The organism is Paenibacillus sp. FSL F4-0236, from assembly GCF_038000135.1.
In the GTDB taxonomy this organism is placed as follows: Bacteria; Bacillota; Bacilli; order Paenibacillales; family Paenibacillaceae; genus Paenibacillus_AQ.
The window spans coordinates 4,923,338-4,936,806 of the sequence record NZ_JBBOBK010000001.1; the positions used below are offsets into that span (position 1 = coordinate 4,923,338).

12 protein-coding genes are annotated in these 13,469 nt (G+C 42.3%); 2 read left to right on the forward strand and 10 right to left on the reverse strand.

The window, feature by feature from the left end; translation table 11 throughout:
* Nucleotides 1-83: 83 nt before the first annotated feature.
* Nucleotides 84-1,664 carry a bifunctional metallophosphatase/5'-nucleotidase gene (locus tag NSQ29_RS22160; RefSeq protein ID WP_341126094.1) on the forward strand — a complete coding sequence of 527 codons (1,581 nt, stop codon included), beginning with the start codon at nt 84-86 and terminating at the stop codon, nt 1,662-1,664.
* Here NSQ29_RS22160 and NSQ29_RS22165 read toward each other — a convergent pair.
* The 3 genes from NSQ29_RS22165 to NSQ29_RS22175 all read right to left on the reverse strand — a co-directional run bounded on the left by NSQ29_RS22165 (nt 1,661) and on the right by NSQ29_RS22175 (nt 5,491).
* Nucleotides 1,661-3,430 (reverse strand): M3 family oligoendopeptidase, encoded by a 1,770-nt coding sequence (locus NSQ29_RS22165; protein WP_341126095.1) that lies wholly within the window; start codon nt 3,428-3,430, stop codon nt 1,661-1,663. The genes NSQ29_RS22160 and NSQ29_RS22165 overlap by 4 nt on opposite strands.
* Nucleotides 3,431-3,815: 385 nt before the next feature.
* The gene (locus NSQ29_RS22170) at nt 3,816-5,027 is read right to left on the reverse strand and encodes an MFS transporter (RefSeq protein WP_341126096.1); all 1,212 of its coding nucleotides are present in this window, start codon (nt 5,025-5,027) and stop codon (nt 3,816-3,818) included.
* An 11-nt stretch (nt 5,028-5,038) separates the two neighbouring features.
* Entirely contained in the window at nt 5,039-5,491 is a 453-nt protein-coding gene (locus NSQ29_RS22175; protein ID WP_042185346.1) for a MarR family winged helix-turn-helix transcriptional regulator, read from the reverse strand.
* 280 nt (nt 5,492-5,771) lie between these two features.
* On the opposite strand from NSQ29_RS22175, the gene NSQ29_RS22180 reads away from it, so the two are divergent.
* A complete protein-coding gene (locus tag NSQ29_RS22180) occupies nt 5,772-6,311 on the forward strand; it encodes an NADPH-dependent FMN reductase (protein WP_042124617.1) in 540 nt (179 codons plus the stop codon).
* A 155-nt stretch (nt 6,312-6,466) separates the two neighbouring features.
* On the opposite strand, the gene NSQ29_RS22185 is transcribed toward NSQ29_RS22180, so the two are convergent.
* The 7 genes from NSQ29_RS22185 to NSQ29_RS22215 form a co-directional block, all read right to left on the reverse strand.
* Nucleotides 6,467-7,435 carry an alpha/beta hydrolase gene (locus NSQ29_RS22185; protein WP_341126097.1) on the reverse strand — a complete coding sequence of 323 codons (969 nt, stop codon included), beginning with the start codon at nt 7,433-7,435 and terminating at the stop codon, nt 6,467-6,469.
* 39 nt (nt 7,436-7,474) lie between these two features.
* A complete protein-coding gene (locus tag NSQ29_RS22190) occupies nt 7,475-8,527 on the reverse strand; it encodes an LLM class flavin-dependent oxidoreductase (protein ID WP_076283968.1) in 1,053 nt (350 codons plus the stop codon).
* Between the two features lie 69 nt (nt 8,528-8,596).
* The gene (locus NSQ29_RS22195) at nt 8,597-9,466 is read right to left on the reverse strand and encodes an NAD(P)-dependent oxidoreductase (protein WP_341126098.1); all 870 of its coding nucleotides are present in this window, start codon (nt 9,464-9,466) and stop codon (nt 8,597-8,599) included.
* A gap of 69 nt (nt 9,467-9,535) precedes the next feature.
* Nucleotides 9,536-10,111: a TetR/AcrR family transcriptional regulator gene (locus NSQ29_RS22200; RefSeq protein ID WP_339245446.1), complete on the reverse strand. Its 576-nt coding sequence runs from the start codon at nt 10,109-10,111 to the stop codon at nt 9,536-9,538.
* A gap of 165 nt (nt 10,112-10,276) precedes the next feature.
* Nucleotides 10,277-10,882 carry a flavin reductase family protein gene (locus tag NSQ29_RS22205; RefSeq protein ID WP_341126099.1) on the reverse strand — a complete coding sequence of 202 codons (606 nt, stop codon included), beginning with the start codon at nt 10,880-10,882 and terminating at the stop codon, nt 10,277-10,279.
* A gap of 17 nt (nt 10,883-10,899) precedes the next feature.
* Nucleotides 10,900-11,877, reverse strand: coding sequence for a ring-cleaving dioxygenase (locus tag NSQ29_RS22210; protein WP_341126100.1), 978 nt, complete (start codon nt 11,875-11,877; stop codon nt 10,900-10,902).
* Nucleotides 11,878-12,167: 290 nt separating this feature from the next.
* On the reverse strand, nt 12,168-13,409 hold the full coding sequence (locus tag NSQ29_RS22215; RefSeq protein ID WP_341126101.1) for a Zn-dependent hydrolase: 1,242 nt from the start codon (nt 13,407-13,409) through the stop codon (nt 12,168-12,170).
* Nucleotides 13,410-13,469: the final 60 nt, after the last annotated feature.

Genomic DNA, 13,469 nt, shown 5'->3' on the forward strand with positions numbered 1-13,469 from the left:
TGTAAAATTTATTTTAATCTCTTAAAATTTCCAAATTATCTGATAGAATGAGGTCTGAACTTATTATCCGTAGGAGGCTACCCATGAATAAAGACAACACCTTAACCTGCGAAATCCTCATAACAAGTGATCTACATGGGCATTTAGGGCCCATTGATTACCGCACGGGTGAGAAACGACAAAAAGGCTTAGCAACCATTGCTAGCCTTATTAAACAAGAAAGATCCCATTGTCCAGAGCTAATACTTCTCGATAACGGTGATCTTATTCAAGGTACACCGCTAGCTTATTATGCAGCCACACAGTACAGTGACAAACTAAATCCAGGCATAGCTGCATTGAATGAATTGAAATATGACGCTGCAATTATTGGCAACCATGAATTTAATTTTGGTAAGCCACTGCTTAATAAAGCCATTCAGGATTCCAAATTTCCTTGGTTATCTGCTGGAATTATAGATCGCGCGACATGTAAACCTGCATTTGGTAGACCCTATATCATCAAATGGGTAGACAAAAAAATCAAAGTAGCCATTCTAGGAGTTACCACACATTACATTCCCCACTGGGAGAATCCTGTCCATATAGAAGGACTTCAATTTAAGGATTCGTTAGAGACTGTAAAGCTTTGGTGTGCCACTATTAGAGAAGAAGAACAGCCCGATTTACTCGTTGTAGCTTATCATGGCGGGTTCGAGCGCGACCTCCTTAGTGGTGAACCTGTAGAGAGACTAACTGGAGAGAATCAAGCCTATGCAATGTGCACAGAGGTTGAAGGCTTAGATGTATTAATTACCGGACATCAGCATCGCTTCATAGCTAGTGAGCTAAATGGTGTGACGATCATACAGCCTGGTTGTAATGGACATTCCCTCGGTAAGATTTCAGTAGTCTTTCAAAAAGAAAACGAACGTTGGAAGATTAAGAGTAAACAAGCCGAACTCCTTGCTGTAGGCGACAAGACCGCTGTAGATGATACAATTCTAGAGCTTAGCAGCACGCTTGAATCAGAAACAGAAGCCTGGTTGGATGAGAGAATAGGTACAGTTATCGGTGACCTTTCTATTTCTAGTGCAGATGAATGCCGATTGGCTGACCATCCCTTTATAGAATTCATGAATAAGGTACAAATGGAGGCTACAGGTGTAGAGATCTCGACAGCAGCTTTACTTAGCAACGATTGCAAGGGCTTCAGTAACACCATTACTCGGAGAGATATTCTTTCCAACTTCATTTATCCTAACACGCTAACTGTGCTAAGACTGACCGGACAAGATATAAAAGAGGCACTGGAACAAACCGCCAACTATTTTCAAAAGGATCTAGAGGGAAATGTAATTGTTAACCCTGCTTATGTAGAACCTAAATCGCAACATTACAATTATGATATGTGGGAAGGCATCCACTACGAGCTTCATATCAATAAACCTGTAGGCAAAAGAGTCCTCCATCTGCTGCATCGTGGGCAGCCTGTAGAGGACTCTAAGGAATATGATGTTGTTATGAACAACTATAGAGCAAGCGGTGGTGGAGATTATGAGATGTATAAGGGCAAGCCGATTGTCAAAGAAGTACTGATCGACATGTCTGAAATTGTCACGAATTACATTGAAAAACGCGGCCAAATTGAAGCTACCTGTGATCACAACTGGAGAGTTGTTTAGGTCGTACTGATGAATGCCTCAATATCGGTTTCAATCAGCATTAAAGCACCTCTCCAAAAATCAATGGAGTGTACATTAATATCCATAAACTTTGCTACATCTGCAATATTATGCTTGCTGGTAGCACTAAGGAACTGACGATACCGGGCGACGAACTCCTCGCCCTTTTTTAAATATTCTGCGTAGAGTCCTTTAGCGAATAACAGTCCGAAAGAATACGGGAAGTTCATAAATTCATAACCAGCCATAAAATATCCGGCCTTGTTCATCCACATGTAAGGATGGATCGTATCAGGATCAATGCTCTCACCGTAAGCTTCCACCATACAAGCAATCATCAGTTCGTTCAGCTCTTGAACAGGAAGCGGACCCGAGGTTCTTCTCTCATATAGTTTAAGCTCAAATAAATAACGGGCATAGAAGTCTACAAGATAATACCCAGCATCGGAAATACTTCTCTCCAATAGAAGCTGCGCTTCCTTCTTGGTCGAACTAGTGAGTAGTGCCTGATTTACGATCGTCTCGCAAAAGATCGAAGCCGTTTCGGCAATCGGTATCGGATAATCTGTGTTCAGCATCGTTTCTTCTCCCAGACAGGAGCTATGATATGCATGGCCGAGCTCATGAGCAAGGATACTAATATCTATAGCATTTCCAGTGAACTGTGTCATGATTCTGCTCTGGCCTATCGGAAAAATATCAATGCAGAGCCCATATCCACCCTTACCCGCTCTAGGTTCTGCATCAATCCATTGCTGATCAAAAGCCTTTTGAGCTAAATTGGCCAATTCCTCGCTAAAGGTTCCGAAGCTAGAGACAATTGTTTTTTGAGCATCTTCGTAAGAGATTTTTACACTTTCTTCGCCAATCGGTGCAAAAATATCGTAAAAAGGCAGCTTTGTGGAATGTCCCAGCAGTTCGGCTTTCTTTTGATAATAGGTATGAAAAGCTGGCAAACTCTCCTGAAGAGCGGCGAGCATTGCCGATAAAGTTTCACTGTCCATTCGCGATGCCACTAACACCTTTTCCAGAGAAGATTGATATCCACGCATGCCATAAATCGTTAGCGCCTCACCACTTATTCCATTCATGCAAGCTGCACAAACCCCAGCAATACGACTGCAAGCTTCAGCCTCGGCTTCATAAGCCGCTTTTCTTAATGTAACGTTATTCTCATAGGCCATACTCCTTAGTTCTGCAAGCGTTACTTTCTTAGTTTCCCCTTGTACTACCACATCTGCAAGTGTACTCGATACGCTCTCCATGTAGAGCCTTCCCCACGCTTTGGAACCCGTGCTCTGCATTCTGGCAATCGCAACTTCCACTTCCTCATTTAACACATAACGGGATTGCAGAAGAAGCTCCTTTAAATAAAATTGATGTTTCAGAAGATAAGTTGAGCTAACGATAAGCTCATCTATGTGTTCACAAGTGCTAATCCATCGTTTAAAACCCGCAACTACCCCAGCAATCTCTGAGCTCAAATGTTCAATATCATCAGCAAGATTCATGGCTTCCTCAGAACTACTGTCTGCGCTAAGCGTTAACTCTGCATAGGCTAATAAACATACATATACGCTTTTATAATCGTTGTAGAGTCTTAGAAAGTCCTCGATCGCTGCGACGGAAACACCCTCAAGCTTTAGATTGCCCTCAGCCCAGGCTTTTAAATCTATAATAAGTTGACCGAGTAGCTCACGATCCCCTTTTAACTTCTCTGACTCAAAGGAAGGATATAAGCTATCCAGATTCCATGTCATATTCATTTGTGAACCTCTCCTCTACTCTTTGGCCATCCCTGATTTCTTCATTATACCGTCCTTAGTGGATAAAATCTGTATACTACCTATGTTTTCGGGATGGCGCAAGAACATAAAAAAAGGACCCTGCCAACGTATGGCAGGGTCAAGGTCTATATTATAAGGGGGTTATGTGATTACTATAACCCTCTTAGCTTAAAAGAATATGAATAGTAGATAAAGATTGGCTTAATCTACAGATCTCTGTCCTCTTCATCAACAAAAAAAGGACCCTGCCAACGTCCGGCAGGGTCAAGGTCTATATTTAAGGGGGTTATGTGATTACTATAACCCCCTTAGCTTAAAACGATATGAATAGTACCTAAAGATTAGCTTAATCTGAAATCATCCCTTATTGGCTTAAAGCTGAAGGGTTATTTCTGGCCTTAGTAATCTGAATCCCAATATAAATAATTAGAAACAGCACCATGAACCCAGCAGAATAACGATACATCATCCCATAATCGGATGCCGCCGAGATTGCCCCAAGAATAATGGCCCCACTGGCTACCCCTAAATCTGTTGAGTTATAAAACATACTGTTCGCCATACCATACTGTGCAGGTGTAGATGTCCGAAGCATCCAAGCCTGTATAGTAGGCTGGATAGCTCCAAAGCCGAGTCCATACAGCAATGCGGATATAATGAGCATTGGCATGGATGTTGTATACGAGAGCACTGTTAAGCTCGCGACGACACAAACCGCTGCGGGAATCAGAACAGCAGCCGGACCTCTTTTATCAAATAATCTTCCGGAGATAGGTCTAATAATAATGATTGTAATCGCGTTAAATAAGAAGAACAAACCCACTTGCTCTAAATGCACCGATTCGCCGAACAAAGCGATAAAGCTAAGCAATCCACCATAAGTAATCGCGAGTAAGACATTCAGTATTGCAGGCAATACTAACTTTGTATTAAAAGGAACCTTGAGTGGTTTGGATGGTGCAATGGATCGCTCAATAGGCTGTTTTTTCGGTACAGCTGGAAGTGAACGTGAGAACAATAAGACTGGAAAGGCAAGAAGCAAGGTGAATGTTCCGATCATCGCCAGTGTTCCGAACCCCGATTGCTTCATTACGTTCAAACCAATCATAGGACCAATGGACATTGCAAGACTGGTTGATAAGCCGAAATAGCCGATCCCTTCACCCATTCTTTTGCTAGGAATAATCTGTGAAACAATCGTGGGAATAATCGTGCTGGCAATCCCGAACCCAATCCCATAGCCTACCCGCATCAGCAATAGTGACCCGATTGAGTCTGCTACCACATAAAGACCGGTTATGGCGGCCGCGATAGCTAAACCAATATATAGTAGTACATTGCGGCTAACCCTCCGCATCAGAAAAGCAGTCATAAAACGTGAAGCAATCGCAGTTAGCGCAAATACACTTGTAACCAAGCTGACCATAATATCTCCGGCTTGAAATTCACTTTTAACATAAGACGGGAATGAAGATAGCAGCATCTGTAAATTCATAAATAAAAATAAAGCACTAAACGTTAAAGCAATAAAAGACTTGGTCCATAGTTTCGTACGTAGTTCTTGTTGTTCTGGCATAACTTACGTTCCTACTCTCCATCATTTATTTGATCAATATGATTGTTTATTCTTAGCAGCAACCCCATGAGCAGCTCATATTCATCACTGGAAATACAGTTCATAATCTCATCTGTGACTTGATCCTCAATAGGAAAAGTCTCCTTAATCAGAGCTCTCCCTTTTTCCGTAATATAAACCTTAAAAGAACGCCGATCATTCTCCCCGGTTCTTTTATAGACCAGTCCTTTTCCCTCCAAGTGATCCAGAATTCGCGTCGTAGTTGGTTTATCCTTACCCGAACGCTTCGCGATATCCTTCTGAATCAGCCCTTCCGTTCTGTCGACTTGAAAAAGCACTGACCATTGCTCAGGTGTTATATCATATTCCTTTAGCCCATTTTGGAATAACGCGCTTAATTTGCGATAGGTCGTTCCCATCATAAATCCTAACGTAAGTTCGGATTGGTTATGCTTTGTCGTCATGATCAGACCTCTTCTCATTTCATCTTCTTTTTAATAGTTGCTTAAACAATTATATTCTAGACAACTAAATTTGTAAAGGTGAGACAAAATTATAAACTAACTATTATTAAGTTACTTGACAAAGTAAACTAAAAACGGTATTATTATCTCATGTTAAAGATACTTAATTTAAAGACAACTAGAGCGTAACACGCTTAATATTATTTATTTAAAGGTTGTGTAATTCATGGGATTTCTAGACAAACTATTTGGTAGAACAAAAATCGAGGAGGAACAAACAATGTCTAAATTAAACATCGGAATCATTCTGGGAAGTACTCGTCAAGGTCGTTTAAGCCCACAAGTAGGGGAATGGGTTAAAAAGGTAGCAGATGCACGTGGAGATGCTAATTATGAGATCGTAGATATCGCGGACTTCAAACTTCCACTAATGGGAGAAGTTGATGCTACTGAACAAGCAACTGCTTGGAATACAAAGCTTGCTACGTTAGACGGTTTCGTATTTATCGTTCAAGAATACAACCACAGTATTTCCGCATCACTGAAAAATGCACTCGATTACGCGCGTGAAGCTTGGAACAACAAAGCAGCGGGTATCGTGAGTTATGGTTCTGTAGGTGGCGCTCGTGCAGCTGAGCATTTACGTGGAATCTTGGGAGAACTGTCAGTAGCAGACGTTCGTGTACATCCGGCCCTGTCCCTGTTCACTGATTTCGAGAACGGTTCTGTGTTCAAACCAGCGGATCTCCACCTGACCAATGTAAATGGCATGCTTGATCAAGTATTGGCTTGGAGCGGTGCGCTCAAGACGCTTCGTTAAGATCACCCGCTTTAATATTATGAAATACACCTCTTGGAATAGACATTGATAAACCTATGGTTTGTCCGGTCTATTCTAAGGGTGTATTTTTTGTGTGTGATGAAATGACCACCCTAGAACAAGGAGCAATGATCATATGGTTTGTGCTTGCATTATTAACAGCTCTCGCTTGGGGATGGAGAGTGTTTGGGGTGAAGTGCCCGGGCCATCGCATCCATATAGCTCTGAACGGCGCGCTGACTCACTTCCGCTTCTGGAACGAATATTTCGAAAAGATGAAAACATCCGGGATACAGGTTAAATTCGATATCTACACCTGCTTGCGCAAGTCGTGTTACATATTCGATCGTCTCATCTCGGAATAGATCAAGCTGACCTACACAGGTATAGGTTGGTGGCAGTCCAGCTAAATTCTCCGCTCTCGTTGGTACCGCATAGGAAGATATCCTACTGGCATCGTTCTCCTCGCCCAGGTACATGTTCCAAGCCGTTAAGTTGTCCGTCCGGTTCCAGATTGCACCTTCTTCCGTAATCTCATGGCTTGATGGCGTAATGTTACGGTTGTCGAGCATCGGATACAACGGCATCTGAAAGATAATGGAGGGTCCACCTTTATCTCGTGCCATCAGCGCAAGTGCTGCTGTCAGCCCGCCGCCACCGCTTGCACCAGCAATTGCAACCCGATTCTCATCAATGCCAAGCGATCCCGCCTCCTCCGTCATCCATACCAAGCCAGCATAACAATCTTCGATTGCAGCTGGATAGGGGTGCTCGGGTGCCAGCCTATAATCAACCGACACGACAACACATCTCGCCGTCTGAACAAAGCGTTCACACAACTTGTCGTCCATATCAGGATGTCCTAATACGTATCCGCCCCCGTGAATCCACAGCATAGCTGGAAGCTTGTCAGCATTTCGCCCAGCAGGTTCATATATTTTCACCAGCATCTCCCCTGCAACACCCGGTATTTTTCGACTGGTTGTGTTTACATGCTCTGATCTCTTCACTGACGGAGCCGACACTAAACTTCTGCTCCACTCTAAATTCTCTTCCAATTGAAACCCTGGAAATTGTGAATATGCCTCTCTTAATTCTGGTAGTATACGTTTATCGATACTCATGAAAATCCTCCAATACAATAATGATTGCTTGTATAATTCCTATTCCTTCTCAGCTTCCCACTTGGCAATTTCCTCTCGTACTCGTGGAGCAACCTCCGTTCCGAGCAGTTCTATAGCCCGCAACACCTGCTCATGTGGCATCGTGCTTAGTGGAACATACATCATAAAGCGTGTAATACCTACATGCTTCCGTAGATGAATGATCTTCTGAGCAACTGTTTCTGGATCTCCAACGTACAATGCGCCATCAAAGCTTCGGGCCGCATCATAGCTGGAACGGTCATAATACGACCATCCTCGTTCTTTCCCGAGCTTGTTCATGCCGTATTGGGTAGATGGAAAAAAGATATCTGCTGCCCGTTCCGTATCTTCTGCGACGAATCCAATCGAATGAGATCCCACCTGAAGCTGCGATACATCATGTCCAGCGCGGGCCGCCGCCTTCTTGTACAGCTCTACAAGCGGAGCAAAATTCATTGGATTCCCGCCAATGATCGCCAACATCAATGGCAGACCCAAAAGTCCTGCACGAACGGCAGAGCTTTGCGTACCTCCGCTGCCAATCCATATTGGTAAAGAGCTTTGGACGGGCCGCGGGTATACGCCCAAATTATGAATTGCTGGCCGATGGCCTCCCTTCCAAGTTACTTTCTCGGAACCCCGTATTTTCATAAGCAGTTCGATATTTTCATTGAATAGCTCCTCATAGTCATGTAAGCCATAACCAAACAACGGAAAGGATTCAACGAATGAACCCCTGCCCGCTATAATCTCGGCACGTCCATTGGAGATGCCGTCAAGCATAGCAAAATCCTGAAACACACGTACAGGATCAGCAGATGAAAGGACCGTCACAGCACTAGCCAGGCGAATCCGTTTAGTCAAGGACGCAGCAGCGGACAACACGATTGCTGGTGAAGAAGCTGCATAATCTTCACGATGATGCTCACCGATACCAAAAACATCAAGTCCCACCCGATCCGCAAGGACGATTTCTTCGACTACTTCTCGTAATCGCTGTGCATGACTCATTACAATTCCAGTCTCAATATCAGGCTTTGTTTCTACGAACGAAGTAACACCTATTTCCATGATTTATCACACCTCTTTTAATTTTTCTCCTGCACTACAACCAACAGAGATTTGGGGCAACCCTATTTTTTAAGAAGAATGCTCTAGACAACGGATTAAAGCTGTCCAATCCATCTCACCATAACCACGGGCTATTCCTTCAGATAAATGATGATGGATAAGTTGGCCCAAAGGTAGAGGAGCTTGGACGGACTGCGCTGCCTCTATAGCCAGTGCAACATCCTTCAGCCCTAGCTTCATTTTAAAACCTGCTGGTTCAAACCGCTGTTCTGTCATTATCGCCCCATAGTTCTGATATAAGGGAGATTGAAAAAGAGCATTCACCACATCCATAAAACGGGCTGGCTCTATGCCATACTTTTCTACCATCAGCTGCGTTTCTGATAAAGCTTCCAGCATAGAAGCAATTAAAAAGTTTACGCCTATTTTCACAACATTTCCTGCTTCGCTATAATCCCCAATCTCGAATATTTCCTGACCTAATTGTTCTAAAACAGGAATTAACTGTCGTCTGGCTTGCTCCGGACCTGCCAAAATGATGCGCAATTTAGCTGCTTTAGCGGCATCCGGACGCCCCAGCACTGTGGCAGACACAAAGTATTGCTTTCTCTCCGCATGCGCCGCGGATAATTTCCGAGCCAGATCTACACTGATCGTACTGGCAGATATGTGAATTCCTTTTTCTGATAATCCATTCAAAATTCCATTCGGACCCTCAACAATCTCCTCCAAAGCGGCATCGTCAGAAAGCATGGTTATGACCATATCGCTCTTTTGTGCTGCCTCCAATGGTGTCTCGGCATAATGCGCTCCTTGATCTATTAGGGGTTGCGCTTTTTCACGAGTACGATTAAAAACGATTAATTCATTACCAGCTTTCAACAAATTTTGGGCCATTGGAAAGCCCATTTTCCCAAGCCCGATAAATGATATTTTCATAAGTCTCTTCTCCGCATTAAGGATGATTTACAATAACGGAACGATCGTTCCAGAATAACCAAAAAAAATTTATATTCCTGCAATTACAAAGCTTATCATCTCTTTGGCACGTTGCTGATCTTGATCTGCTTTTGCCATAATATTTATGCTTTGATGTAAATTCAGCAATAAATAAGACCACGCTTTGACATCAGTGGTTTTATCAAGTTCGCCTGATTGTCGGCCTTTTTCCAAAAGCTCGCAAAAAGCCTGTTCTAAATTCAAAAAACTAGTCTTTATCAATTCATTTATTTTTTCATCCCGCGACTCTAGTGTTGTAGCTGCATTCGTTACAAAACACCCGCCGGGTAGGCTCGTATCGTACGCTGAAGTAATATGTTGCTCAAAAAATTGTTGAATCCCTGCTCTAACGCTTGACGCCTGTTCAAGAATGACCTGTCTATTGAAGCTTACCTTTTTGTAATGTTCCAGTGCGGCAATGTACAACGTTTGCTTGTCAGAAAAAGTATCGTAAAGACTAGAACGGCTAATGCCCATAACCTGCAGCAAATCCGGTATGCTTGTTGCCTCATAACCCTTTTTCCAAAACAACAGCATCGCTTGATGTAGTGCTTGATCCTCGTTAAACTCTCTTGTCCTTGCCATGGGTAACACCTCCTGTAATGGCAATATAACATATCTGGAACGATCAGTCCAGATAAACTTCGAGAGAAAACCTTACGGTTTGCTTGGCGTAGCTGATGAACTATAATTAGCCCACAAAAAGACCTGTTCGGTAGGCTTCATCGCTTACGAACAGGTCTTAGTTTATTATTCCGGTCTCTCAATTTCAAAAATCTCACCAATCGTAGAGTAATTAGCTCCCGCTAAACGACTTACTGCATTTAAGGCTCTAGGGTCAATCCGCCCCTCCTGATAAATCGATTCATCGATATGAAACTGAACAATTTCGCCGATGAACAAATCACTCCCAGGTTCTTCTGCTCCTAGAGGTATCGCTTGTACAAGCTTACATTCCATTCGAACCTTTGCTTCCAATACACCAGGTACAGCTATATTTTTACTTGGGACCGGTGTAAGATTGGCAAGTTCAATTTCACTTTCTGCTCTTGGCAATGAGGCAGCGGTTTGATTGATTTTCCCAACATTCTCATCATCTACAATATGCACAACAAACTGTTGATTGTTATAGATATTACGGGCTGTATCTTTTAATCGCCCCGCCGGTCTTTGAATAGACAGTGAAACCATTGGAGGATTAGACGAGACGATATTAAAATAGCTAAACGGCGCACCATTCAAAATGCCATCTTCTGATTGAGTAGTGACAAAAGCAATGGGCCTAGGAATTACAGTACCAATTAATAATTTATAATTTTCCCGCTCACTATTTTGCTTCGGATCAATCGAAATCAATCTCCCCAGCTCCTTCTTCACTCTTTCACGAAATCAATCGTGCTTCTAACGGTATCAATAGGGCGTACTAATTTCTCGATTTGCTCACGTTTAGGTTCCAAGAATGGTGGCAATGAGAGCTTTTCTCCAACCGTTTCGTATTCCTCGTCTCCCATAAATCCAGGTCCATCTGTTGCAAGCTCGAACAAGATTTGTGGAGCAACACGTGTATACAGCGACTCGAAGAAATGACGATCCACATAACCTGAGGTACGGAACCCAAAGTCTTCAAAATGCTTAGTCCACTCATCCAGCATCGCACGGTCTTCTACTCGGAAAGCCGCATGGTGAACCGTACCAAAACCTTGGCGTGAATTCGGTAAACCCTCATTATGCTCAACAATAATTTGCGCCCCGTTTCCACCTTCGCCGACTTCAAACAAATGATAAGCCTCTTCCTGAGCGATTTCTTTAAACAGCATGACTCTTTCCAACATTTCTTTAAAATAGCTGAAGTCAGCTATACGTACAAAGATCGGTCCCAAACCAGTGATCGCAAACTCTAAAGGAATTGGTCCTTTTTGCCATGGTGTACCTGATGCGACCCCTTCATTAAATTCATCGGAGATAAGTTGATATTGTTGATCATCAAAATCTACGAAGGATAAAGTCTTTTTGCCAAACTGCTCTTTAATTCCGGTATGCTTCACATCCAGGCGATCAAAACGTTTTACCCAGTAGTCTAATGCAGCATCAGTTGGTACTCGGAAGGATGTCTTGGCGATCTCATTGGTTCCGTGTACACCTTTAGGAATGTTAGGAAAGTCAAAGAACGTCATATCCGTTCCTGCACTGCCCTTATCATCTGCAAAAAACAAGTGATACGTTTGAATATCGTCTTGATTGACGGTTTTCTTCACTAGACGCATTCCCAATACATAAGTGAAGAACTCGTAGTTTTTCTCTGCGCTGCTTGTGATGGCTGTAACGTGGTGAATCCCTTTTAAATTTCTCATGATTATACACTCCTAAAGTTTAGTTTGATTTTGTAATATAATTCCCTAGATTCAGAAAGATTAATTGAATTATCTTAATGTTAAGATATCATTCAAAAAAAATTTCTTTCCAACATTTCATCCTATGTTTCACAGAACCCTATTCCCAACAATTTATCTTTACATTAATTATCTTTAACTTAAGATAAATTTAACATACTCATTTGTTGTTGTCAACAAAACACTATAGTAGATATGCAGAACAGCCTTGTTCAGTATGTGAAGAATAATGAACAAGGCTGTGAAAAAATCTATGTTTGTCTTACAAACGCATAACGAAGAACAGCTTCTTCTAAAATATCAATCCCCATAATGATATCATCCAAGTCTGTATATTCATTGGGATGATGACTAAGTCCATCTACAGAAGGAACAAAGATAAGCCCTACTGGGCAAAGTTTGTTCATGTTCATGGCATCATGCCCTGCCCCACTAATCATCCGTTGACTCGATATCCCTTTCTCTTCACAAATGGATACTAGAACCTGACTGATCTCATCAGATAATAGGACGGGTTCCTCCGAAATAATTTCCGTACTCTCAATTACAAGTTGTCTATTTTCTTGTACTAAGGATATTGTTTGATACAAATGGTCTAACACACGTTGCCTGGATGCCACTGAAGTAGATCTGATATCAATTTTAATTTCCACCTCTCCCGGAACCACGTTCATAGCGCCATTCAAGATATCTATCACCCCTAGCGTCGCAACCGTTCCAAATTCTAGTTCGAGTTTGGCTGCTTTCTCAAGCTCAAGTGCTATTTCTGAGGCACCTAGAAAAGCATCTTTTCTCATATTCATAGGTGTCGTTCCAGAGTGGGATGCCTTCCCTGATATTTGAATATGAAGCCTCACGGGTGCAGCAATTCCAGTCACAATTCCAATTCTTTTATTATTGTTTATTAAGACAGGACCTTGCTCAATATGTAATTCAAAAAACGCTTTTAATTCTTCATTCTCTCTAATCGCCTGATCAATACTGTTATAATCCAGTGCACATAGCGAAAATGCCTTTTCCATGGTAATACCGTCTTTGTCCTTCAAAGATCTATATTTCTCCTTCTGAAATAACCCTGACATTATTTTGCTGCCTACTGTTGAAATACCAAAACGCGAGGATTCTTCACAGGCAAATGAGATAATTTCGATCGGATGATCCGTTTCAATCCCTTTTTCGTTTAGACGTTTGATCACTTCCAAAGCAGCCGTTACACCTACTACACCATCGTACTTCCCACCTTGATATACCGTATCCAAGTGAGAGCCCATTACAACGGGTGGGAGCCCTTCTATCTTCCCATTCCTTCTAGCAATCACATTTCCGCAATGATCCATCCGGATATCTAAATTTTCAGCCTTACACATCCGCATAAAAGCACTCGTACATGTCTGCTCTTCATTTGTATAGGCAATTCTAGTGATGCCCTTCTCACCCGAGTTATATTGATTAATATTATCAAATAAAGCCTGATATCTTCTCTTTCTATCCATGCTAATATCTCCAATCCTGGGTATTCATGATTATGGTTTCATCAAAATTCGTGAATGATA